This is a genomic window from Amycolatopsis sp. WAC 01376 (assembly GCF_003947415.1).
Lineage (GTDB): Bacteria > Actinomycetota > Actinomycetes > Mycobacteriales > Pseudonocardiaceae > Amycolatopsis.
Map to the genome: position 1 here is coordinate 1,029,159 of NZ_QHKL01000001.1, position 24,331 is coordinate 1,053,489.

A 24,331-nucleotide genomic window follows, 5' to 3' on the forward strand; every position below is an offset into this window, starting at 1 on the left:
GTGTGCCGGGCGACCGCCCGGCACACCTTCCTTCATGCGTTTCGCCCGGTCATCACGGGTCTTCGGCGTTCGGGAACAACGGATCCGAAGTCCCCGGTCCAGGCCGTGTCGGTTTGGTGGGCTTTGTCGGCTTTGTCGGCCAGCCGCCGGTTTCCGTCGGCTCCGTCGGCGAGGTCGGCGTCGACGGTGTCGGGGTGGTCGACGGCGTCGAGGGCGGTGTCGACGGCTCCGGCGGCTTCTGTGCCGTCGTGGACGGCACGTACCGCGCGTCCTTGCCGATCGGTTTGACGCTCTCGAACTTCTCCGAAGGCTTGCCGGTCATGTACCGGGACATGAAGTCTTCCCAGATCGGACCGGCGATGGTCCGGCCGTAGATCGGCTTGCCGCTCTTGTCGTGCAGCGGCTTGTTGCCGTCGCCGCCGACCCACACCGACGTCGAGATGCTCGGCGTGTAGCCCACCATCCAGGTCTGCGCGTTGCGGTCGCGGTAGCTCGCCGGGTCGCTGTCCTTGAAGTCGTACTGCTGCGTCCCGGTCTTGCCCGCGCACTCGTGGCCCTTCGGGCACTTGAGCTTCGAGTACGGGATGACCTCTTCGAGCGCGTCGGTGACGTTGCCCGCGATCTGCTTGCTCTTGCCGGCGTCGTCACTGAAGGCGGGGGCTCCCTTGGGAGCCGTCTCGTCGAACTCGACCTCGTCCTGCGAGTTGGTCAGCTTGGCGACGAAGTGCTGCTTCTGGCGGACGCCTTCACCGGCGAACGTGGCGAAACCGGCCGCCATGTCCTCCGCGGTGGTGACCGTGCCACCACCGCCGAGCGCGATGTTGATGTCGGGGCTCAGCTTCGCCTTGCCGCCGTCGGCCTCCACCATCACGCCGGCTTCCTTCGCGGCCTTCGCCACCGGGTCGACCTTCGTCTCGTTGCGCACCATGTCGTAGAACACGGTGTTCGCGGAGACCTTCATCGCCTCGGCGACCGTGCACTGCGTGCCGCAGTTGGAGCTCTCGCCCGCGTTCCGGATCGTGCGACCGTCGAACTTCCGGTTGTTGGAGCCGTCGAAGGTCTCGCCGAGTCCCTTGCCCATCTTGAGGAACGCGGCGAGGTCGAAGGCCTTGAACGCCGAACCGGGGTTGTGCGGCACGTTCGCCCAGTCGATGGCCTGGACGTCCTGGCCCTGCGCGTTCTTCGTCCAGTCCGGACCGCCCCAGTACGCGACCACGCCGCCGGTCTTGGGGTCTATCGCGACCAGCGCGTTCAGGATGTTCTCGTCCGTCTGGCCCTTCATCCCCTCGGCGACGGACTCCTCGGCCATCTTCTGCGCCTTGGGGTCGATCGTCGTGGTGATCTTGAAGCCGCCCTGGTGCAGCCGGTCCTGGTCGTAGCCGCGGGCTTCGAGTTCGTCGATCACCCGGTTGCGGATGTGCAGGCTCAGCGTCCCGGCGTCGTCGGCCTTCGCCTGCGCCTTGGGGATCGGCTTCGGGAACTGCGCGGCGGCGCGCTCACCCGGATCGAGCCACTTGTTCGCCACCATCTGGTCCATCACGAAGTTCCAGCGTCGCTGCGCGTACGCGTCGTTCTCGGACTTGCTCGGGCCCTGGATCAGCCCGGCGAGCAGGGCCGCCTCGGACGCGCCGAGCTCCTTGGCCGGCTTCTTGAAGTAGGCCTGCGCGGCCGCTTCGATGCCGTTCGCGCCGCGGCCGAAGTAGATGGTGTTGAGGTAGGCGGTGATGATCTCCTCTTTGGACATCTGGTTGTTCATCTTGAAGGATTTGGCCAGCTCGGTCCATTTACGGGTGAGCGTCGGCGCCTCGTTGGCCGTGGCCTTCTTGATGTACTGCTGGGAGATCGTCGAACCGCCGCCCTGGCCGCCGGTGACGTTGTTGTAGACCGCGCGCAGGATGCCGCCGACGTCGAATCCGGAGTTCGTCTCGAACGACGAGTCCTCGGCCGCGTACACGGCCTTCTTGACGGTGTCCGGGATGTCGCCGGGCTGTAGCAGGTACCGGCTGCCGCCGCTGGCGGGCGCGATCTTGCCCATCGGGCTGCCGTCGGCGTACATCAGCGTGATCGGCTGGCTCTGCAGGCTCGCGACGCTTTCCTGCGTCGGGACGTCCACGAAGAAATAGGTGATGACGAACGCGATCGCCGGCACCACGACGAACAGGCCGAACATCGCGTAGAGGACGCGGCGGATGATCCGCCAGCGTCGCTTCTTGCGCTGCTTCGGCGTGAGGACCTTCTTCTTGTCGCCGTCCTCGTCTCCGGCGGGCTCGTCCTCGTACGGGTCTTCGCCCTCGGCACCGAGTGCGGCGCTTTCGTGACGATCGTCATAGCGATCGTCGTACGGGTCGTAGCCGTACGGGTCTTCGGTGCCGTTGTGCGCGTGATGCGTGATGAGGTCCGGCTCACGCTCGTACGGCTCCGGTTCGACCGGCCGGACCAGCGCGGTCGCCTGGTCGGCGGGAGCCGGGGGACGGCGGTTGCCGGGCGGAGGCGGCGGCGGACGGTGGCCGGCGGCGCCCTGACGGACACGATGGTCACCGGCGGGGCCCCGGGCGGGCACCGGCGGCGGGGGTCCCTGCCTGCGCGGCGGCATGCCGTTGGGGCGGCGCGGGGCCGCGGGACGGCGCGGTTCGTCGTCTGACGGCCACTCCGGTCCGCCACCGTCACCGCCGGGCCACTGCGGATTCGGCGGGTTCGGTGGAGTCACTGAGCGTGGCGGGGTCGAGCGGGGAGTGCCGTTCGGAGGTGTCCGGCGCTGGGGGCGGCGCGGGGGTTCTTCGCTCGGCCAGCCGGGTTCGTCGGCTTCACCCGGCCACTGGGCACGGCGAGGTGCATCAGGCTCCTGGCCTGGCCAGGAGCGGTTGCGGTCGTCGTTCACGAATGGGCCTCCCAGACCGGCGCTTCGGGGGACGCCGCTCTGTGCTCAACTGCGTTTTCGATACCTGTCACTGACCCGCTGTCCTCTGCGAACGGGTCCGTGGCCGGGTGGTTCCCGGATCTCCTGTTCCGAGGACGTAGGAGCGCACCAGGTGGTTCCAGTGACAGCTCCCGCAGACCTCGACCTCGTAGACGGTGAACTCCGCGAAGAGCCCGTCCATCCGTACCAGTTCTTCCGGTGTCTTGGCCGATCCGGCGGCGTGCTTGAGCTCGTCGCCGTACACCCAGGACACCAGGGTCAGTTCCTCCCGATGGCAGACCGGGCAGTCCTGCTCACCTGGTCGTCCGTGGAATTTCGCGGCCCGCAGGAGGTACGGGCCCGCGTCGCAGACGTCGTACGTGCCGACGCGTCCGGAGTGGACGCCCTTGAGCAGCGAGCGCCGCTGTAAGGCGTAGTCCACGACCTGCCGCTGGTTTCGCACGCCAACAGAGTACGGGCTATTGCTGTGTGGTCCACGCCCCGTTCGCGAGGGGACCGTCCGTGCGCGGTCGGACACGCCGAAGATTCGATAACTGTCCGATGAATTTCGGCCGGATTTCCGGGTACCCGATCGGGGTTAGCTACACCACTTCGATGTATCGGCGCGATATAGTGGGCCGGTAGGTTGACCGAGCCGGTCTCGGTGGCCAACGCGACCGGTCGCGGTTTGTTCCCGGAAGGGGGTGCGGTGTGCTCGAGCTCGCGATCTTGGGGCTGCTGCACGAGACCCCCATGCACGGTTACGTGCTGCGCAAACGTTTGCATGAGACGCTCGGGATGTTCCGGACGTTCTCGTACGGCTCGCTGTACCCGACCTTGCGCCGGCTGCTTCGCGCCGGTTACCTCGTCGAGGAACTCGAAGAGGTGGAAGACCGGGCATGGGCACGCCGGGGCAAGCGCGTGTACAAGCTCACCGCCGAGGGCAAGGAACGGTTCGCCGAACTGCTCGGCGACGCCGGGCCGCAGACGTGGGACGACGAAGGCTTCGGCGTCCACCTGGCGTTCTTTTCGAGGACACCGGCCGACGTCAGGATGCGAATCCTGGAAGGCCGTCGTCGTCGGGTCGAGGAGCGCCGAGAAGGGCTTCGGACGGCAATGGCGCGGGCCGAGGAGAAGATCGACCGCTACACCCGTGAACTGCACCGGCTCGGGCTGGAGTCCAGTGAGCGGGAGGTGCGCTGGCTCAACGAGCTCATCGCGCACGAACAGGCCGAGCAGCGTGGACCGGAGACCTGAGGCGCTCCGGAGTGCTCGCTGCGCACCACCTACAACTGTTGAACTAATGAAGGAGAAACCGGCATGGGCGAGAACCGCCGCGTTCGGGTGGCCATCGTGGGCGTCGGCAACTGTGCGGCCTCGCTGGTCCAGGGCGTTCAGTACTACCGCGACGCAGATGCCGGCACTCGCGTGCCCGGTTTGATGCACGTCGTGTTCGGCGAGTACCACGTCCGCGACATCGAGTTCGTCGCCGCGTTCGACGTGGACGCCAAGAAGGTCAGCCGCGACCTGTCCGAGGCGATCTTCGCCTCCGAGAACAACACCATCAAGATCGCCGACGTGCCGCCGCTGGGCGTCACCGTGCAGCGCGGTCACACCTACGACGGACTCGGCCGCTTCTACCGCGAGACCATCGAGGAGTCCGACGAGACCCCGGTCGACATCGTCGCGGCACTGCGCGAGGCCGAGGTCGACGTGCTCGTCTCGTACTTGCCGGTGGGCTCCGAAGAGGCCGACAAGTTCTACGCGCAGGCGTGCATCGACGCCGGTGTGGCGTTCGTCAACGCGCTGCCGGTGTTCATCGCCTCCGACCCCGAGTGGGCGGAGAAGTTCCGCGCGGCCGGCGTCCCGATCGTCGGTGACGACATCAAGTCCCAGGTCGGCGCCACCATCACGCACCGTGTGCTGGCGAAGCTGTTCGAAGACCGCGGCGTCCAGCTCGACCGGACGATGCAGCTCAACGTGGGCGGGAACATGGACTTCCTGAACATGAAGGAGCTGGAGCGGCTCGAGTCGAAGAAGATCTCGAAGACCCAGTCGGTCACGTCGCAGGTCGACCGCGAGCTCGGCAAGGGCAACGTCCACATCGGGCCGTCCGACTACGTGCAGTGGCTCGACGACCGCAAGTGGGCCTACGTCCGGCTCGAGGGCCGCGCCTTCGGCGACGTGCCGCTGAACCTGGAGTACAAGCTCGAGGTGTGGGACTCGCCGAACTCGGCGGGCATCATCATCGACGCCGTGCGCGCCGCGAAGATCGCGAAGGACCGCGGCATCGGCGGCCCGATCCTCTCGGCTTCCTCGTACTTCATGAAGTCGCCGCCGGAGCAGTACGACGACGGCACCGCGCGTGACGAGGTGGAGAAGTTCATCGCCGGCGAGGCGTGACCCTCCCGTAGCGCGCTATGAACGGTCCGTTCCTTGCAAATTTCGCAAGGAACGGACCGTTCCTTGCATTTGAAGCGAGGTACGCCCGCTTCAGTCCTTCGCGTCCTGAAGCGCCGCCGGCAGGTCCGTGATCTTCCCGACCACAGTCGTCTCCGCCAGCACCGCCGGATCCGGCGGGAAATGCGGATTCGGCACCGCGTACACCTTCATCCCCGCGGCCAGCGCCGCGCGCAGCCCGTTCGTCGTGTCCTCCACGGCCGCGCAGTTCTTGGGCTCCGCGCCCAGCAGCTCGGCCGCCTTCAGGTACACGTCGGGCGCCGGTTTCCCCGCGCCGACCTGCTCCGACGACACCGCCGTCGGCACCGGCAGCCGCGTGATGTCGAGGAACGCCTTGATCAGCAGCGGCGGTGAAGAGCTCGCGATCGCCACCGGCCAGTGCTTCGCGACCTCGCGCACGACCCCCGGCGCGCCCGGGATGATCGGCGGTTTCTCCGCGTATCGCCGCGCCATCCGCTCGATCACCACCTGCGCGACGTCCGACGGCCGGAGCCGTACGCCGAGGTCGTGCGCCAGGTAGGCGGCCCATTCGGGGGTGCTCATCCCCTGCATCGCCCTGGTCGATTCCTCCCGCCAGGTGCCGTGGAACTCGTGGACGACGGATCGCCGGACCTCGTCCCACATCGTTTCCGAATCCACCAGGACACCGTCGAGATCGAAGATCACCGCTTCCACGCCCCCAAGCCTAGGCGGTGGAAACCTGTGCGGCATATTACTTAGCCATGCTCAGTACTTTTAGTTAGCATGGCTAAGTGACCACGAAAGTCGCCGACCTCGCCCACCGGCTCCGCCCGCTGGTGTTCCGGCTGTACTACCTCGTCCGCCGGGAGACGCCGCAGGTGCAGCTCACCCTCACCCAGGGATCGGTGCTGTCGGAGCTGCTGAACGGCGGTCCGCGCCGGATGAGCACGCTCGCCGGCCTGGAACGGGTCCGGATGCCGACGATGACCGACGTCGTCCGCCGTCTCGAACGGCTCGGCCTGGTCAGCCGCCGTCGCGATCCCGCCGACGGCAGGGCGGTGCTCGTCGAGGTCACCGAACAGGGGCAGCGGTTCCATCGGCGGTTGATCGTCGCCAGGGAGGAATTCCTCCGCGAGCGGCTCTTCGAGCTGGACGAGACCGACCGCACCGCGATCGAAGCCGCGCTCCCCGCCCTCACCAGGTTGCTGCAGGACGACAACAAGAAGGAGGAACTGATCCGCGATGAGCGCTGAGCACCACTCGAGCCTGTTGGACGCCGTCAAGGGACAGCCCAAACAGGTATGGATCACCGCGTTCGCCGCGGTCATCGCGTTCATGGGCATCGGGCTGGTCGACCCGATCCTGCTGTCGATCGCCGAAGGCCTGCAAGCGACACCGTCCGAAGTGACGCTGCTGTTCTCCAGCTACCTCGGCGTCCAGGCGGTCGCCATGCTGGTGACCGGCGCGATGAGTGCCCGGTTCGGGGCCAAGCGGACCGTGGTCGCCGGGCTGACACTGGTCGTCGTCGCCACCGCGCTGTGCGCCGCGTCCGGGTCGATCGAGCAGCTCATCGGGCTGCGCGCGGTCTGGGGTCTCGGCAACGCCTTCTTCATCGCGACCGCGCTTTCGGTCATCGTCGGCGCCGCGACCGGCGGCCAGGCGAGCGCGATCCTGCTGTACGAAGCCGCGCTCGGTGTCGGTCTCGCGGTCGGTCCGCTGCTGGGCGCCCTGCTCGGCAGCATCTCGTGGCGTGGCCCGTTCTTCGGCACTTCGCTGCTGATGCTGTGCGGTCTCGTGCTGTGCTCGATCTTCCTGACCGCCGACGCGAAGGAGCAGCGGCCCAAGATCCGCCTGCTCGACCCGTTCCGCGCGCTGAAGCACGGCGGCCTGCTGCGTACCTCGATCGGTTCCGCGCTCTACACCGCCGCGTTCTTCGTGGTGCTGGCCTGGTCGCCGTTCGTGCTGGAGTGGAGCGCCGTCGCCGTCGGCCTGATCTTCTGCGGCTGGGGCCTTTCGGTCGCCGTCGCGGGCGTGGTGCTGGCGCCGAAGCTCGCCGCGAAGCTCGGTGAGCGGCACGCGACCGTGGTCGCCGTCTTCGGCTACGCCGTGCTGCTGCTGGTCATGGCGATCCCGAGCAAGCCGGTGCTGGTGGTCGGCATCATCCTGTCGGGGCTGGTGTCCGGTCTGCTCAACACGCTCTTCACCGGTACGGCCATGTCGATCAGCGGCGCCCCGCGTCCGGTCGCGAGCGCGGGCTACAACTTCTGCCGCTGGCTCGGTGGTGCGGTCGCCGCGACCGTCGTCGGTCACCTGGCCGAGTGGTTCGGCGCGAAGCAGGCGCCGTTCGTCATCGCCGCGATCCTGTGCGTGCTCGCCGGTGCCCTGCTGACGATCCGCGAGAAGACCGCCGACCCGCACACGATCCCGGCCGGAGCGGTCCTCGTGGGCGAAGAGATGTGAATCGGAACAAAAGGTGAACGCCGGACCAACGAGGGGTTTCCTCTCGTTGGTCCGGTGCCTTAGCGTCGACCTCCCGAACTGCCTGACCGGAGGTCCGAGTGAAGTTCCTTCCGTTGCTGGCCGGCCACTCACCAAGCCGGGCCTCAGTGACCTGTACCTACCGCTGTGGCGACGCGTGCTTCCACGACGCGCCGAACACCTCGGACAACCCCACCTTCGCCGACGTGCTCGGCGCGGTGAGCCGCCGTGGCGCGTTGAAGGCAACAGCCGTCGTCGCGCTGGCCGCCGGCACCCCGCTCGCGCTCGCCGCGCCCGCGTCGGCCGCCCCCGAGGGGCGTCCGAAACCGCCACCCGGCACCGACTACAAGCGGGTCCAGCCGAACACGCTCGACGCCGTCGTCGTTCCGGAAGGCTACGAGCAGGGCATCGTGATCCGCTGGGGTGACGCGGTGCTGCCCGGCGCGCCGGAGTTCGACTTCGACCACCAGACCGCCGAAGCGCAGGCGAAGCAGTTCGGCTACAACTGCGACTTCGCCGCGCTGCTGCCCCTTGATCATTTCGGACTCTCCTCGCTCCTGGTCACGAACCACGAGTACACGTCGGAAGAGTTCATGTTCCGCGGTTACGACCGGGACAACCCGACCGAGGAACAGGTCAAGATCGCGTGGGCCGCCCACGGGCTGACCGTCGTCCAGGTGTCGCGCGGACGCGACACCGGGCATCTGCGGCCAAGGATGTCCCGCTACAACCGGCGGATCACGCTGCACACGCCGTTCAAGGTGACGGGTCCGGCGGCGGGCAGCGACCTGCTCAAGACCGCCGCGGACCCCACCGGAACGGTCGTGCTGGGCACGATGAACAACTGCGCGGGCGGGGTCACGCCGTGGGGCACGATCCTGTCCGGCGAGGAGAACATCAACCAGTACTTCGGGAACGCGGACACGGTGGCCGACCCCGTGAAGCGCAAGCGATACGCGCGCTACGGCATCAGGGGCACCGCGACCACCCGCAAGTGGGAGCGGTTCGACGCGCGCTGGGACATCGCCAGGGAACCGAACGAGGCCCACCGCTTCGGCTGGGTGATCGAGCTGGACCCGAACGATCCGGACAGCACCCCGGTCAAGCACACGCATCTGGGCCGGTTCAAGCACGAGACGGCGAACATCCGTATCGCCAAGGACGGCCGCGTGGTCGCCTACTCCGGCGACGACGAGCGCTTCGAGTACATCTACAAGTTCATCTCGAAGGGCCGGATGAAGCCGGGCGACAGCGCGCACGCCCGGCGGCACAACATGACCCTGCTCGACGACGGCACGCTCTACGTCGGCCGGTTCACCGGCGACAGCCCGGCCGCCGAAATCGACGGAACCGGGAAACTGCCCAGTGACGGCGAATTCGACGGCAGTGGCGAGTGGATCCCGCTGGCGTCGGGCAACAAGTCCTTTGTGGACGGAATGACCGCCGAAGAGGTGTACGTCTTCACCCGCGAGGCGGCCGACAAGGTGGGCGCCACCAAGATGGACCGCCCGGAGGACATCCAGGCGCATCCGCGCACCGGCCGCATCTACTGCGCGCTCAGCAACAACGTCGAGCGCGGCAACCCCGGCAAGGAAGGCGCCACCGAGCCCAACCCGCGGCTGAACAACAAGCACGGTCAGGTGCTGGAGTTCGAGGAACGACGCGGCGACGCGCTCGCGCTGACGTTCAGCTGGCGGTTGTTCCTGGTGTGCGGTGATCCCGCGTCGCCGGACACCTACTTCGCCGGTTTCCCCAAGGACCAGGTCTCGCCGATCTCCAGCCCGGACAACGTGGCCTTCGACGATCACGGCAACCTGTGGATCTCCACCGACTCGGCGGGCGCGCTCGGCATCAACGACGGCCTCTACTCGGTGCCGCTGGAAGGCCGCAACCGCGGGGAGCTGAAGCTGTTCCTCACCGTGCCCCGCGGCGCGGAGACCTGCGGGCCGATCGTCGAACGGAAGATCGTCACGGTCTGTGTCCAGCATCCGGGTGAAGTCGACGGTGCGAACGCCGACAAACCGGCCTCCCATTGGCCGGACGGCGGGGAAACCCAGCCCCGGCCCTCGGTGGTGGCGGTCTGGAAACCCGGCAGGCACGGCCTGTCCGACATCGGTTCTTAGTCGGTAAGCAACGATCTAGCAGTACTTTTCGTCGATGGCGCGCGGCCGGGTCCGGCAGCGCGCCATCGCTCGTTCGCGCGCTGTTCATCTGCTGGCCAGAGCTGGATCGTTTTGGTCGCTTACCGTCACGACGTTCCCCCGACTGGACTACGTGTACCCACCGCGACCATGGAGGCCCTGTGTCCTTCGAGCCTCAGCGGCTGCTGCCGTTGATCACCTCCCACCCCGGTGGCCGCTCCGCGGTCACCTGCGAGTACCGCTGCGGCAACGCGTGCGCCCACCCCGAGCCGAACACGTCGGACAACGAATACTTCGGCGACGTCGTCAAGAACATGCTGTCCCGTCGTGGCGCGCTGAAGGCGAGCGCCGTGATGGCCGCGGCCGCCGGTGGTTTCGCCGCGCTGTCCGGTACGGCCGCCGCCGAAACCCCCGCCGATGTCTCGGCCGCGGGCCACGGCAAGCCGGGCCGTCCTGGGCGTCCGGTGCCCGGCACCGACTTCGAAGCGGTGCCGCCGAACACGCTCGACGCGGTCACCATCCCCGAGGGTTACGAGCAGCGCGTCGTCATCCGCTGGGGCGACGCCGTCGAATCCGGCGCGCCGAAGTTCGACTTCACCAAGCAGACCGCCGCCGCGCAGGCGAAGCAGTTCGGCTACAACTGCGACTTCGTCGGCCTGATCCCGCAGGATCCGCTGGGGATTCGCAACCTCATGGTGGTGAACCACGAGTACACCACCGAGGTCCACATGTTCCCGGTCGACCAGTACGACCCGAAGAACCCGACCGAGGAGCAGGTCAAGATCGCGTGGGCCGCGCACGGCCTTTCGGTCGTCCAGGCCTTCCGCGACCCGATCGGTGGCGCGCTGCGCGTGACGCCGAGCCCGTTCAACCGCCGCATCACGCTGAACACCGCCTTCGAGGTGCGCGGCCCGGCCGCCGGTTCGAAGTACCTCAAGACCTCCGCGGACCCGACCGGCCGCAAGGTCTTCGGCACGCAGAACAACTGCGCCGGCGGCGTGACCCCTTGGGGCACCGTGCTTTCCGGTGAGGAGAACGTCAACCAGTACTTCGCCAACGCGGCCAAGGTCACCGACCCGGTCGCGGCGGCACGCCTGAAGCGGTACGGCTTCTCCGGCACCGAAAGCACCCGCAAGTGGGAGCGGTTCGACAAGCGCTGGGACCTCGCGCAGGAGCCCAACGAGGCCAACCGGTTCGGCTGGGTCGTCGAGATCGACCCGAACGACCCGAACTCGACGCCGATCAAGCACACCGCGCTCGGCCGGTTCAAGCACGAGGCCGCGAACATCAAGATCACCAAGGACGGCCGCGTCGCCGTCTACTCGGGTGACGACGAGCGCTTCGAGTACATCTACAAGTTCGTCTCCAAGGGCAAGTACAAGCCCGGCAAGAGCGCGCACGCGCGTCGTCACAACTCGGCGCTGCTCGACGACGGCACGCTGTACGTCGGCCGGTTCACCGGCGACAGCCCGGCAGCCGAGATCGACGGCACCGGGAAGCTCCCGGCGGACGGCGAATTCGACGGTGTCGGCGAGTGGATCCCGCTGGCCGCCGGTGACAAGTCCTTTGTGGACGGTTTCACCGCCGAAGAGGTCTACATCTTCACCCGCGAAGCCGCGGACAAGGTCCAGCCGACCAAGATGGACCGGCCGGAGGACATCGAGCCGAACCCGGTCAACGGCCGGATCTACGCGGCGTTGACCAACAACAGCCAGCGTGGCCCCGCAGGCAAGGCGAACGTCGACGAGGCGAACCCGCGGCCGAACAACCGCAACGGCCACATCCTGGAGTGGGAAGAGAACGGCGGCGACGCCGCGTCGACGAAGTTCTCCTGGCGGCTGCTGCTGGTCTGCGGTGACCCGAAGACGGCGGACACCTACTTCGGCGGCTTCCCGAAGGACCAGGTCAGTCCGATCTCCTGCCCGGACAACGTCGCGTTCGACCGGCACGGCAACCTGTGGATCTCCACCGACGGCAACGCGCTCGGCTCGAACGACGGCCTTTTCTCGGTCCCGGTCACCGGTCCTCAGCGCGGGCAGGTCAAGCAGTTCCTCACCGTGCCGAACGGCGGAGAGGCCTGTGGCCCGGTCGTGACCGATCACCTGGTGCTCGTCGCGGTCCAGCACCCCGGTGAGGACGCGCCGAACTCGGGTAGCCCGGTGTCGCACTGGCCGGACGGCGGCACTTCGCAGCCGCGGCCGTCGATCGTGTCGGTGTGGAAGAAGGGCCGCTGGGGCCAGGTCGGCCGCATCGGCGTCAAGTAGTGCCTCCGGCGCCCCGATCACTCTCGGCGAGACTCTTCTGCCTGATCGGGGCGCCGGACGACACCGTTCGGTGATGACGGGACCCCGTCGCGCTCATTAGCTTCAGCCCTGTGAAAAGGGCACTGGTGTTCATGGCGGCAGGCGCACTCGTGGCGGGTACCGTTCCCGCGTCCGCGCAGGCCGCGACCGTCCCGTCCGGCTGCACCGGCGGCGCCGCGCCGAATCCGAGCGTGGAACAGGGCAGCCCGCCCGCCGGGTACACGTTCAACCCGGCCGCCCCGGTGCCCAACGGAACGCCGAGGAGCAAGCAACCGCGGCTGTCGACGGCCGGCGGCTACCAGTCCGACGGCGGCAAATACGCCCTGATCTCGACGCCGGACAAGATGATCAGCACCGCCTACGCGGCGATGAAGTTCGTGCCCGGCGCCGTCTACACGCTGACCGACTGGACCGGCACGAACGACGGCAACCTCCGGCGCGCGGACGCCGTCCAGGAGACGGGGCTGCGGTTCTACGACGGCTCCGGCAAGGTCGTCCTGGAGAACAAGCTCAAGGTCGTGCACGCCGTCGAGGCCGACGGCAGACTGGCCCGGCAAGACTTCCCGCCGTCGACCGCCCCGCCGTCGGCCGGTTCGGTGAAGTTCTTCGCCGCCACCGACCGCAACTGGGTCATGTGGGACTGCGTCCACCTGCGGGTCGACTCGTTCTCGGCGAAGGCGGAGGTGCGGGATCCGGCGAGCGGCGCCTGGGGCGCCACGGCCACCCTGGAGGCGGGCACCACCGCGAACTACCGGTTCACCGTCACCAACGACGGCACCACGACGCTGACCGACATCAAGGTCGAAGACCCGTATTGCGACGTGAAACCCGCCCCGATCGCGACCCTCGAAGGCGGTAAGTCCGCGACCGTCACCTGCGACCACAAGAACGTCACCGAAGCGGACAACGGCCACGTCAGCACCGTGACCGTCTCCAGCGGCACGGTGCCGAAGAAGACCGCGACCACGACCATCAAGGTCACCCCGCCACCCGCGATCGACGAGATCGGCGAGTTCGTCTGGAACGACCTGGACCGCAACGGGCTGCAGGACTCCGGGGAACCGGGCGTGCAGGGCGTGAAGGTGACGTTGAAGGACGCGTCGGGCACGGCGCTCGGCACCCTCACGACGGACGCCGGCGGAAAGTACCGCTTCACCAAGCTGAAAGACGGCATCTACCAGGTCTGCTTCGACATCAGCGGACTTCCCTTCACGTACACGACGAAGGACGCGGGCGACGACGCGAAGGACTCGGACGCCGACCCGGCGACCGGCTGCACGGCGACCACCACGGTCGGCCCTCGTAAACGCCTCGACCTGACGCTCGCGGCGGGGTTGACCGCGCCGACGAGCAAACTGGGCGACTTCGTGTGGCTGGACAAGGACAAAGACGGCATCCAGAGCCGCGACGAGCTCGGCGTCCCGGACGTGAAGGTGACGCTGAAGGACGCTTCGGGCAAGGAAGCAGGCTCGACCGTGACCGGGCCCGACGGGCGCTACGCCTTCGAAAGCCTGCGTCCGGGCTCGTACCAGGTGTGCTTCGACGTCGGCTCCCGTCAGCTGACCCGGCCAGGCGCGGCGCGGTACAACGGCACCGATTCGGCGGCGGATCCCGCGACCGGCTGCACGCCGGTGGCCGAACCGGGGGCGCCGGAGGACCTGACCAGGGACGCCGGACTGCTCGAACCGTGAATTGTCGGTGGGTGCCGCTAACGTCGCCCATCGTGACCGAACCTTCGTTCCTGACCAGCACCCGCGAGTCCTACGACACCGTCGCCGAGGACTACGTGGCGCGGATCGCGCCGCTCTTCGAACAGGAGCCGATCAGCCGCGCGATGCTCGCCGCGTTCGCCGAGCAGGTGCGCGGCCCGGTCGTCGACGTCGGTTGCGGCCCCGGCCATGTCACCGCCCATCTGGCGTCACTCGGCCTCGAGGTCACCGGTGTCGACTTGTCGCCGAAAATGATCGACATCGCTCGCCGTCAGCACCCTGAGCTGCGGTTCTTCCTCGGCTCGATGACCGCCCTCGATCTCCCGGACGGCGAACTGGGCGGTCTCGTCGCCTGGTGGTCGATCTTCCATCTGCCGCCGGAGGTGCTCCCGGCGGCGTTCGCGGAGTTCCGCCGCGTGCTCGCGCCGGGCGGGCGGCTGCTGCTCGGGTTCCACGTCGGCGACGAGCGCCTGAGCCCGGAGACGGCGTACGGCCACCCGGTCACCTACGACGCGTACCTGCTGGACCCCGGCAAGGTCGCCGACCTGCTGGTGAGGGCAGGCTTCGAGGTCACCGCGCGGCTGGCCATGGAAGGGAGGAAGCTGCCACAGTCCTGTCTCGCCGCCAGGGCGGTTTGACTCTTGGGTCGCGGACCTGATCTCCTGCGCACGCAACCGAGGCGGGCGGGGCCATGACGCAGACGAACACGACGATGGGTGAGAACACGCCCGACTGGCCTTCGCGTACCTGGTTCCGGCGGCCGTCGACCTGGACGTGGTCCGGGTTCGGCCTGGTGCTGATGGTCTACGCCGAGCTGGCCTGGCGCCGCCGCTGGATGAGCGACGACGGGCTGATCGTGCTGCGGACGGTCCGCCAGATCCTGGCGGGCAACGGGCCGGTGTTCAACATCGGCGAGCGGGTCGAGGCCAATACCAGTCCTTTGTGGACAGCGGTGCTGAGCGTGCTCGGACTGATCCCGGGAGTGCCGCTGGAGTGGATCTCCGCGGTCACCGGGCTGCTCTTCTCGGTCGCCGGGCTGTTCTTCGGTCTGGACGGCGCCCGGCGGCTCTATCAGCCGCTGGCGTTCCACGGGCTCGCGCCCGCCGGCGCGCTGGTGGTGTGCGCGTTGCCGCCGTTCCGCGACTTCGCGACGTCCGGGCTCGAGACCGGCCTGATCACGTTGTGGCTGGGCGGTACCTGGTGGCTGCTCGTCCGCCGTATGTCCACAATGGACGAGCTGCGCACTTGGCCGGTCGCGTTGGTCGCCGGGCTGGGGCCGTTGGTACGGCCCGATCTCGCGCTCTTCAGCGCCGTCGCCTTGGCCGCGCTGTTCGTGCTCGCGCGGCCGGGACGTCGTCGCGTGCTGGGTCTGCTGGCGGTGGCGGCCGCGCTCCCGTTGGCCTATCAGGTGTTCCGGATGGGCTACTACGGTCTGCTGACACCGAACACCGCGCTGGTCAAAGAGGCGTCGGAGGCGAACTGGGCTCGCGGCTGGGCGTACCTGACCGACCTCGTCCAGCCGTACTGGCTGTGGCTCCCGTTGCTGGCGCTCGCCGCCGCCGTGGTCACCGTCGCGTCCACTGTGGACAAGACGTTCGCGGTGCTCACCGCGGTCCCGGTGGTCGGCGCGGTGTTGCTCGCGCTGTACGTGATCCGGGTCGGCGGGGATTTCATGCACGGGCGCATGCTGCTCCCGGCGCTGTTCTGCCTGCTGTTGCCCGTGCTCGCCTTGCCGGTGACGAGGGTGACCGTGGTGCTTCTGGCCGTCGTAGGGATCTGGGCGGTCGTGGCAGCCGGGTCGCTTCGCCCGTCGTACTCGGCTTCTCCGCGCGCTGTCGGCGTCACGGATGAGCGCTCGTTCTGGTCGCGAGCGACCGGGCACGAGCACCCGGTCCTGGCGGAGGATTACGCCGATCACCTGTTGATGCCGACGACACTGGAAGCGATCCGCGGCGTGAGCGGCCCCGCGGTGCTGATCCAGGACTACGCGACGAGACGCTGGTACGCGTACTCGACGGATCGGCCATACGTGACCGTCGCCGCGGACAGCATGGGCGCACTCGGCCTGCTGATCCCGCTCGACATGCGACTGCGTGACGGATACGGCCTCGCCAACCCGTTCGCCGCGCATTCGACGTCGCTCGTCAACGGCAGGCCCGGCCACCAGAAATGGCTGCCCCCGGTGTGGGAGCTGGCGAATTCGGCGCGGCTCCCGATCGCCGAGGGCGGTCCGGCCCGCGGCGAGGACGTCGCCGCCGCACGAGCGGCACTCGACTGCCCGGCCATCGTGGAGATCGACGCGTCGGTGCGGGATCCGCTGACGGCCGGACGGTTCGCGGACAACCTCATCGGGTCGTTCACGCGCGGTTCCGTCCGGTTCCCCCGGGTGGCGACGCCGCCCGTCGTGTGCGGCAACTGAACACGCGAGTTCCGCGCTCAATCACGCGAGATCGCTCTCTGGACACGCGCGAGCGGTTCAAACCCGAACCACTAGCGTGGCGGTATGGCTGATCTCCCCTTGGCTCTCGTCACCGGCGCCACCCGCGGTATCGGCGCCGCGGTCGCCCGCGCGCTCGCCCCGACCCACCGGTTGCTGCTCGGCGGTCGCGACGCCGACGCGCTCGGTGCGCTGGCCGGCACACTGCCCGACGCCAGGCCGTGGCCGATCGACCTGACCGACACCGAGACACTGGAAGCGGCGACCGCCGAATTCGGCGAACTGGACGTGCTGGTGCACTCGGCGGGCGTCGCGCGGCTCGGCACGGTCGAGGCCGCGACCGACGCCGACTGGCGGGCGAACTTCGAGGTCAACGTCCTCGGAGTCGTCACGCTGACCAGGCAGTTGCTGCCCGCGCTGCGGGCCGCGAAGGGGCACGTCGTCGTGATCAACTCGGGTGCCGGGCAGAACGCGCGCCCCGGCTGGGGTCCGTACGCGGCCAGCAAGTTCGCCGTCCGCGCCTTCGCCGACGCGCTGCGGGACGAGGAGTCCGCGCTGCGGGTGACGTCGGTCTACCCCGGCCGCACGGACACCGAAATGCAGCAGGCGATCGTCGCCGACGAAGGCCGCGCGTACGAGCCGGAACGCTTCCTGCGCCCCGAATCCGTCGCGGCCGCCGTGCTCGCCGCGGTTTCCGCCACCGGTGACGCGCACCCCACGGACGTCACCCTCCGGCCGCGCGGCCTGGTCTAGCCGCTCGCGCTTGCTTCGCCGCTCGCGTGTTCCGGACTCGGGTTCCACCCCCAGCCGCGTTTGCGCCCAATGTGGCATTAGGGTCGCTCAACGTCCCCAATGCCACATTGGGCGCCCAGGCCCAGCGGCGAGTTGCCCACAGCCTCGCACCGTTGTGGACAACCAGGCCCTGATCAGCGCTTTTCCGCAGGCCCCAGCCCCAACCCCGATAGACTGGCCTCGGGGCCGCCCCCTGGGCCGGGTGGGGGGCTGGGTAGGTGAGTTAAGAGCGCAGCCGCGCCGAGGTCTCCGCGACTTCGGCCTGCACCTTCGCGCGGTCGACGCGCAGGGATTCGCCGTCGCCGACGACCTGCTCGCCCGCCACCCACACGTCGCGGACGCGCCGCGAGCCCGCGGCCCAGACGAGGTTCGAGAGCAGCTGCTCGTCCGGGACGTCGATGCCCGCCGCGAACGCCGGGTCGTCGAGGTCGACGTGCACCATGTCCGCCCATCGGCCGGTTTCCAGCGCGCCGATGTCGGTCCGGCCCAGCGCGTCCGCGCCGCCGCGGGTGCCGAGCAGGAACGCGTCGGCCGCGGTCAGCACGGTCGATTCGCCGGTCGCGAGCCGCGCGAACATCGCCGAGAGCTGCAGTTCCTCCCACAGGTCGATGTCGTCGTTCGACGCCGGGCCGTCCGTGCCGAGCCCGACGGCGACGCCTGCCTTCCGCAGTTCCGTCACGCGCGCGATGCCCGAAGCGAGCTTCGCGTTCGAGCCGGGGCAGTGCGCCATCCCGACGCCGCGTGCGGCGAACAGCGCGATGTCCTCGTCGGACAGGTGGATGGCGTGCGCGGCGAGCGTCCGGCCCCGCAGCATCCCGACCTTCTCCAGCAGCGCGGGCACCGAACCGTGCTCTTCACGCTGTTTGACGTCTTCGAGCGCCGCCTCGGCCACGTGGATCTGCACCAGCGCACCGCGTTCGGCCGCCGATTCCGCGGTCGCGCGCAGCGCTTCGGCGTTCAGCATGTACGCCGAGTGCGGCCCGTAGCCGACCTCGATCCGCTCGCCGGGCCCGAACCGGAGGCCGTCGGTGTCGATCCAGCGTTCGATGCTCTTCAGCATCGCGCGCCAGTCCATCCCCGGCAGTTCCATGATCGGCGGACCCAGCACCACCCGGCCGCCGGTGGTGAGCACCGCGTCCGCGAGCTGCTCGCCTTCGAAGTACATCTCCGCGCTGGTCGTGACGCCGTGCCGCAGCATTTCGACCGAGCCCAGCATCATGCCGGTGCGGATGTCGGCGGGCTTCAGCTTCGCCTCGGTCGGCCAGATGATCTCGGTGAGCCACCTCAGCAGCGGCAGGTCGCCGCCCATCCCGCGCAGCAGCGTCATCGGGCTGTGCGCGTGCGCGTTGACCAGGCCGGGCAGGAGAAGACCGCTCAACCGGGTCACGGGAGCGGACGTCTCGGGAGCCCCGGACGCGGGACCGACATGGGTGATACGCCCCGTTTCGTCCACGTCGACCACGGCGTCACGCAGCAACGAGCAACCGGGGTCGGCGGGGAGTACGACGGGAGCGTGGAAACGGCGTTGCATGTAAAGAGCTTAGGTCAGTCCACGACACCGCTCCGCCACGCCCAGGCCGCGATCTCCACCCGGTTCCGCGCGCCGACCTTGCCCTGCACCGACGCGAGATGTGTCTTCACCGTGGACAGCGAAAGGAACAGCTCGGCGCCGATCTCCGTGTTCGTCAGCCCCTTCGCGGCCGCCTTGACCACATCGAGCTCGCGCGCGGTCAGCGGTTCCGAAGGCGGGCTGACGTCGCGTTTCACCGTCCCGCCGTCGAAATGCTTCAGCAGCCGGACGGTGATCTGCGGCGAGACCAGCGCGTCCCCGCGTGCGGCCGCGCGCACCGCCTCGATCAGCAGCGCGGGCCCGGCGTCCTTCAGCAGGAATCCGCTCGCGCCGTTCCGCAGCGCGGTGTGCACGTATTCGTCGAGATCGAACGTCGTGACCACCACCACCTTCAGCGGATCGACGACGTCCGGCCCCGCCAGCTGTTTGGTGACCTCGAGCCCGTCGATCCCCGGCATGCGGATGTCCAGCAGGCAGACGTCCGGCCGCAGCTCGCGCGCCTTCGCGACCGCCGAGACGCCGTCCGCCACGTCGGCGACCACCTCGATGTCGTCCTGCGCGTCCAGGATCATCCGGAAGCCGATCCGCACCATGTCCTGGTCGTCGGCGATCAATACCCGGATCACTCTTCTCCTTCAAGTGGTAGCCACGCTTCGACGCGCCATCCGCCGCCCGGCGCCCGTCCGGCGGAGAGCCGGCCGTGGAGCAGGGCGACACGTTCGCGCATGCCGATCAGACCGTAGCCGCCCGACCCGCCTGCCGGACGGCGCTCCGGCTCGCGTCCGTCATCGGTCACCTGGAGGTGCAGTTCGTTCCCGGTCACCTCGGCGATGACCAGCGCCTCCGTGGCGCCGGACGCGTGCTTGCCGACGTTCGTCAGCGACTCCTGCACCAGCCGCAACGCCGACCGCCCGACCTCGTGCGGCACGTTCGACGGCAGTTCGAGCTTCATCGACGTCTTCACGCCGTGGTTCGACCGTTCGATCAGCGTCCGCAGGTCGGCGGCGAGATCGGTGGTGGCCTGTTCGCTGAACTCGCTGCTCCCGGCCGGGGCGTCGCCGCGCATACTTCGCACGAGCCGCCGCATCGCCGCGAGCGCCTCCACTCCGGCGTCCTCGATCCGGCCCATCGCCTCGACCGCGACCTGCGGATTCTTCTCGCCCATCATCTTCGCCGCCTGCGCCTGCACGACGATCCCGGTGACGTGGTGGGCGACGACGTCGTGCAGTTCCCGCGCCAGCGCCATCCGCTCCGAGGTCTGCGCGTCGCTGATCGCCGACTGGATGACCTGCGTGCGTTCCGAATCCCGCGACCGCAGCGCCAGGCCGACCGCCACCGAGATGCCGAGCAGCAGCAGCGCGATGACGGCGAAACCGGCGAGGTCGTCCGGGTCGGTCGTCAGGTTGGGGGTCGGCCGCTTGGCGTTGAGGACGCAGGCCAGGGCGACCACCACGGACAGTCCGGCGATCCGGGGCACGGCCTTGCTCAGCCCGACCGCGCGGACCAGGGTGACGACCAGGCCCATCCCCGCGACGACCTGTGTTCCCGGCACTCCGCCAGGTGTCGGGTAGCCGTACTTCAAGCGCAGGAACGGCGTCACCAACGCCGAAAGCAGCATGACCGCGGTGAGCGCGATCATCGCGTCGGCAGGCCGTCGCGGCGCGGCGACCGCGATGACCGCGGCGATGATCGAGCACACCAGGATCGGGAAGCCGTGCGCCCCGCTCTCGTAGGTGAAGCCGAATTCCAGGATCAGCGCGATGCCAAGCAGGCCGATGAGCGGCCATTGGCCCATCACCAGCTTGTTGAGCTTCTGCAGCTTCTCGTAGCGGTTCGGGTGCGCCGTGCGGTCGCGTCCCGGGATCGCGAAGACCAGGGTGCAGCCCAGCAGGATGCCACCGAACAGCATCGCCTGCGCCATGGTGCCGTTCGAGTTGTCGCCGGAGTAGTACCGGCCGGACACCGCGGTCAGCGTGGCCAAGACCAGGCCGGAGATCACGGCGAACGCGACACCCGGCCGCGTCCGGCGGGCGGCGTAGAACAGGATCTCGACCCCGGCCACCACCTCGGTGATGGACAGATGGGCGAGCACGCTCGAGTAGGTCGGGATGTCGAAATACCGGACGACCAGGGTGTACGCCACCAGGACGACCGACGCCGCGACCGCCGCGACGGCTGCCCGTTTCTGCGCCCAGAGCGCGCAGAACACCATTGCGAAGATGCCGGGGAACAGCAGCAGGTCGATACCGCGAGGGCCCGTGTCGTCGAGTGCGGCGTCGGTGATGAAGAACAGGTCGAACGCGAGCGCGGCCAGCAGTACGACGGTGGGCATGCCGAGGCGGCGCGCGAGCGAACCCGCGCGTGCGTAGAACTTGTTCTGGGATGGACCTGCTGTCACACCGTGACGGTAGAGGATCCGCCGCCGTCCGCACCTTGGCCGACCGGCCCGACCCGGGTCGGCCGATCGGCCGATGCGCGCGTGATCAGCACTGGCCGTCTGCCCGAAGTGGACACAGGTGGTTCACCGCGAAGCTCTTCCCCGAAGCCGAACACAAGTGACTGATTAGGGAGACTCGCGGTGGTAGATCCACAGTGGACAGGGCAGCCGGTACTCGCCGGGCGTGGACTGGTGAAGCGGTACGGCACGCAGCACGCGCTGGCCGGGATCGACATCGACATCCAGGCGGGGGACGCGGTCGCCATCGTCGGGCCTTCCGGCTCCGGCAAGACCTCGCTGCTGCACGTGCTCGCCGGGATCCTCCGCGCCGACTCCGGGCAGATCTTCCTTGCCGGGCAGCGGGTCGACCAGCTCAACGAGCGCAAGCGCAGCGAACTGCGGCGCACCGAGTTCGGTTTCGTGTTCCAGTCCGGGATGCTCGTCGCCGAGCTGAGCGCGGAAGAGAACGTCGCGCTGCCGTCGCTGCTGAGCGGCAAGGGACGCAAGGAATCCATCGAGGCCGGCCGCGAATGGCTGGCGAAGCTCGGCCTCGCGGGCAAGGAGAAGCGCCGCCCCGGCGAGCTCTCCGGCGGTGAGGCGCAGCGCGTCGCGATCGCGCGGGCGCTGACGCACCGGCCGAAGGTGATCTTCGCCGACGAGCCGACCGGCGCCCTCGACACCCGCACCGGCCGCGCCACCATGGACGCGCTGCTCGCCGCGGCCGCCGACAGCGGTGCCGCGGTGATCGTGGTGACCCACGACCGCGAGCTCGGCGAAGCCATGCCGCGCACCGTCTCCATCCGCGACGGCCTGATCGCGACGAGGCTGGCCGCGTAATGAACAGTTTCCAGCTGGCCATGCGGGTGCTCCGGGTCGACCGCCGGACCCGCACGTCGGCCATCCTCACCGCGGTCGGGGTCGCCGTCGCGACCAGTCTGGTGATCCTGCTCGCCTCCCTCCCGGGTGCCACGCAGGCCCGCGCCCAGCGCGCGATCTGGCAGGACATCCACAGCTACTACTCCGAGTCCGATCAGCCCCAGCGCGCGGCGCCGCTGCTGATGGCCGCGAACAAGGACTACTCGGGTGACCGCGAGATCACCCGCGTCGACATCGCCCAGACCGGCACGTCGCCGATGCTCAGCCTGCCGCCGGGCATCCCGCGGCTGCCCGCGCCCGGCGAGGCGATCGTCTCCCCGGCGCTCGGGAAGCTGATCCAGTCGACGCCGCAGGCGCAGCTCGGGGACCGGTTCGGCAAACTCGTCGACTCGCTCGGACCCGATTCCCTGCTGTACCCGGAGCAGCTGGTCGCCGTCGTCGGCCACACCCCGGAGTCGATGCCGACGTCGGCGATGGCCGCGGACGGCTTCCCCGTCAAGGAAGCGAAGCCCGACCCGCTGCTCGCGCTGCTCGCCTGGGTCGGTGTCATCGTCCTGCTCGTGCCGAGCCTGGTGCTCGTCGCGTCTTCGGCCCGGCTGACCGCCGCCCGGCGTGAGCTGCGGATGGCCGCGTTGCGGCTGGCGGGGGCGACCCCCGGCCAGGTGACGAAGATCGTCGCCGCCGAGACGGCGTTGTCCGCCAGTGTCGGTGCCCTGCTCGGCATCCTCGTGGCACCCGCGCTGCAAGGTCTCTCGACGTTCGTCCCGTGGGGCGGCGGCACGTGGCTCGCGTCGGACTTCAGCCTTTCGATCGGCTCGACCATCGCGATCGCCGTGGCGATCCCGCTACTGGTGGTCTTCGCCGGGATCCTCGGCATCCGCCGCGTGCTGAAGACGCCGCTGTTCGCCGCTTCGGCGCACGCTCGCAAACCACTGCACTGGTGGCGTCTTCTCGCGGTGCCCGTGGCCGGTGCCTTCTTCCTCTTCGCGGTCAGCCAGGACAACGCCAGCATGATGATGGTGATGCTCGGCCTGTTCCTGCTGGTCGGCTCTGCGGCCATCGTCGGACCGTGGGTCACCTCGGCGGTCGGCGGCACGTTCGTCCGGATCTGGCGCAAACCGGCGTCGCTGCTGGCCGGCCGCAGGCTCCGCGACGACCCGAAGAGCGCCTACCGCGCCACCGCGGGTGTCGTGCTCGCCGTCTTCACCGGTTCGATGGCGCTCACCCTGCTGCCCTCGTTCGAGTCGATGGCGGGCGGCGGCCGGACCTTCAAGGACAACGTCCTCTACGCCGAGTCGGACGCGGCCCACGCGGGGCAGACGGTCGAGCAGACCAACGCCTCCCTCGCCCGAAACGGGATCCCCGACAAGGCCATCGCGGTCGGTCAGGTCTACCTGGCCACCGGTGAGACGGGGACCCGCAGCCAGTCGCTGAACCGGGCGTTCGTGATGACCTGCGAGGACGCCACGAAACTGCTGCGGGTGAACATCGGCGGCTCCTGCGCGCAGGGCCCCGCGATCTACAGCACGCACAAGATCGACCCGGCGGCGTACCGCGTGACGTCGGAGTACGACAAGGCGGGAACGGCGCTGGATCCGAAGGTTCCGGTGCAGCTCTACCCGAACGGCGACGAGGACACGTCCAGCACGATCGTGATCGACCCGGCCCTGCTGCCCGCGGGTGTCGAGCCGAAATACGTCGACGTGGTGGTGCCGACCACCCCGGCGAACGCCGAGGTCGTCCGGACCGCGCTGGTCGGCGCGGCACCCGGCCAGGAGGTCGGCAGCCGCGGCCTGCACCTGATCGGCCAGCAGCAGGAACTCGGCGACCTGCGCCGGGTCACCGTGATCGGCCTGATCGCCGCCGGCGTGCTCGCCGGATGCAGCGCGGCCGTGGCGACCGCGGGTTCGGTGATGGACCGCCGCCGCACCTTCGGGGCACTCATCGCGGCCGGGACACCGGTCCGGGTGCTGTCGAGGGCGCTGCGGATGGAAGCGGCCCTGCCCGCGATGGTGGCCACCATCGGCGCGGGTGTGGTCGGGATCGGCGTCGGCATGGGGCTCTACAGCCTGGTCGAGAAGGAAGCGGTCGTGCTGAGCCCGTGGCTGCTGGCGCCCGTGGTGCTGGGAATCGGGGTGGCGTTGCTCGGGGCATCCGTCTCGACCCCGGCGCTCAAGCGGGTGCAGTCGGAGCCCCTGGCCGACGAATGAGAAAAGTTCGCCCGAATGGCGTCATGGCATCCGGGCGGGCAGGTCTCGTGGGTGGAGTCGG

18 protein-coding genes are annotated in these 24,331 nt (G+C 69.1%); 12 read left to right on the forward strand and 6 right to left on the reverse strand.

Annotation, left to right across the window (positions count from 1 at the left end):
- Positions 1–52 precede the first annotated feature (52 nt).
- Together DMH03_RS04850 and DMH03_RS04855 are read right to left on the reverse strand one after the other, a co-directional pair.
- The gene (locus DMH03_RS04850) at positions 53–2,440 is read right to left on the reverse strand and encodes a transglycosylase domain-containing protein (protein ID WP_125791546.1); all 2,388 of its coding nucleotides are present in this window, start codon (positions 2,438–2,440) and stop codon (positions 53–55) included.
- A 505-nt stretch (positions 2,441–2,945) separates the two neighbouring features.
- On the reverse strand, positions 2,946–3,359 hold the full coding sequence (locus tag DMH03_RS04855; RefSeq protein WP_125780012.1) for a DUF5318 domain-containing protein: 414 nt from the start codon (positions 3,357–3,359) through the stop codon (positions 2,946–2,948).
- 248 nt (positions 3,360–3,607) lie between these two features.
- Here DMH03_RS04855 and DMH03_RS04860 point away from each other — a divergent pair, with 248 nt between their 5' ends.
- Both DMH03_RS04860 and DMH03_RS04865 read left to right on the forward strand, forming a co-directional pair.
- Entirely contained in the window at positions 3,608–4,153 is a 546-nt protein-coding gene (locus DMH03_RS04860; protein ID WP_005168208.1) for a PadR family transcriptional regulator, read from the forward strand.
- Between the two features lie 63 nt (positions 4,154–4,216).
- A complete protein-coding gene (locus DMH03_RS04865; protein ID WP_125790757.1) occupies positions 4,217–5,299 on the forward strand; it encodes an inositol-3-phosphate synthase in 1,083 nt (360 codons plus the stop codon).
- Between the two features lie 90 nt (positions 5,300–5,389).
- On the opposite strand, the gene DMH03_RS04870 is transcribed toward DMH03_RS04865, so the two are convergent.
- On the reverse strand, positions 5,390–6,031 hold the full coding sequence (locus tag DMH03_RS04870) for an HAD family phosphatase (RefSeq protein WP_125780009.1): 642 nt from the start codon (positions 6,029–6,031) through the stop codon (positions 5,390–5,392).
- Between the two features lie 77 nt (positions 6,032–6,108).
- Here DMH03_RS04870 and DMH03_RS04875 point away from each other — a divergent pair, with 77 nt between their 5' ends.
- The 8 genes from DMH03_RS04875 to DMH03_RS04910 all read left to right on the forward strand — a co-directional run bounded on the left by DMH03_RS04875 (position 6,109) and on the right by DMH03_RS04910 (position 17,138).
- Positions 6,109–6,570 carry a MarR family winged helix-turn-helix transcriptional regulator gene (locus DMH03_RS04875; protein ID WP_125790758.1) on the forward strand — a complete coding sequence of 154 codons (462 nt, stop codon included), beginning with the start codon at positions 6,109–6,111 and terminating at the stop codon, positions 6,568–6,570.
- A complete protein-coding gene (locus tag DMH03_RS04880) occupies positions 6,560–7,777 on the forward strand; it encodes an MFS transporter (RefSeq protein WP_125790759.1) in 1,218 nt (405 codons plus the stop codon). The genes DMH03_RS04875 and DMH03_RS04880 overlap by 11 nt, the downstream gene beginning before the upstream one ends.
- 98 nt (positions 7,778–7,875) lie before the next feature.
- The gene (locus tag DMH03_RS04885; RefSeq protein ID WP_125790760.1) at positions 7,876–9,918 is read left to right on the forward strand and encodes a PhoX family phosphatase; all 2,043 of its coding nucleotides are present in this window, start codon (positions 7,876–7,878) and stop codon (positions 9,916–9,918) included.
- A gap of 179 nt (positions 9,919–10,097) precedes the next feature.
- Positions 10,098–12,200 (forward strand): PhoX family phosphatase, encoded by a 2,103-nt coding sequence (locus tag DMH03_RS04890; protein ID WP_125790761.1) that lies wholly within the window; start codon positions 10,098–10,100, stop codon positions 12,198–12,200.
- 125 nt (positions 12,201–12,325) lie between these two features.
- Positions 12,326–13,930 carry an SdrD B-like domain-containing protein gene (locus tag DMH03_RS04895; protein ID WP_125791547.1) on the forward strand — a complete coding sequence of 535 codons (1,605 nt, stop codon included), beginning with the start codon at positions 12,326–12,328 and terminating at the stop codon, positions 13,928–13,930.
- A gap of 32 nt (positions 13,931–13,962) precedes the next feature.
- On the forward strand, positions 13,963–14,586 hold the full coding sequence (locus tag DMH03_RS04900; protein WP_125790762.1) for a class I SAM-dependent methyltransferase: 624 nt from the start codon (positions 13,963–13,965) through the stop codon (positions 14,584–14,586).
- A 53-nt stretch (positions 14,587–14,639) separates the two neighbouring features.
- Positions 14,640–16,367 carry a hypothetical protein gene (locus tag DMH03_RS04905; protein ID WP_125790763.1) on the forward strand — a complete coding sequence of 576 codons (1,728 nt, stop codon included), beginning with the start codon at positions 14,640–14,642 and terminating at the stop codon, positions 16,365–16,367.
- A gap of 84 nt (positions 16,368–16,451) precedes the next feature.
- Complete coding sequence (locus DMH03_RS04910; RefSeq protein ID WP_125790764.1) at positions 16,452–17,138, forward strand: SDR family oxidoreductase; 687 nt, start codon at positions 16,452–16,454, stop codon at positions 17,136–17,138.
- Between the two features lie 262 nt (positions 17,139–17,400).
- On the opposite strand, the gene DMH03_RS04915 is transcribed toward DMH03_RS04910, so the two are convergent.
- The 3 genes from DMH03_RS04915 to DMH03_RS04925 are packed head-to-tail and all read right to left on the reverse strand — an operon-like array spanning position 17,401 to position 21,145.
- The gene (locus tag DMH03_RS04915) at positions 17,401–18,708 is read right to left on the reverse strand and encodes an amidohydrolase family protein (protein ID WP_125790765.1); all 1,308 of its coding nucleotides are present in this window, start codon (positions 18,706–18,708) and stop codon (positions 17,401–17,403) included.
- 14 nt (positions 18,709–18,722) lie between these two features.
- Complete coding sequence (locus tag DMH03_RS04920; protein ID WP_125790766.1) at positions 18,723–19,373, reverse strand: response regulator transcription factor; 651 nt, start codon at positions 19,371–19,373, stop codon at positions 18,723–18,725.
- A complete protein-coding gene (locus DMH03_RS04925) occupies positions 19,370–21,145 on the reverse strand; it encodes a sensor histidine kinase (RefSeq protein WP_125790767.1) in 1,776 nt (591 codons plus the stop codon). The genes DMH03_RS04920 and DMH03_RS04925 overlap by 4 nt, the downstream gene beginning before the upstream one ends.
- A 180-nt stretch (positions 21,146–21,325) precedes the next feature.
- On the opposite strand from DMH03_RS04925, the gene DMH03_RS04930 reads away from it, so the two are divergent.
- Positions 21,326–22,021, forward strand: coding sequence for an ABC transporter ATP-binding protein (locus DMH03_RS04930; protein ID WP_125790768.1), 696 nt, complete (start codon positions 21,326–21,328; stop codon positions 22,019–22,021).
- On the forward strand, positions 22,021–24,270 hold the full coding sequence (locus DMH03_RS04935) for an FtsX-like permease family protein (RefSeq protein WP_125790769.1): 2,250 nt from the start codon (positions 22,021–22,023) through the stop codon (positions 24,268–24,270). Before DMH03_RS04930 ends, DMH03_RS04935 begins: the two co-directional genes overlap by 1 nt.
- Positions 24,271–24,331: the final 61 nt, after the last annotated feature.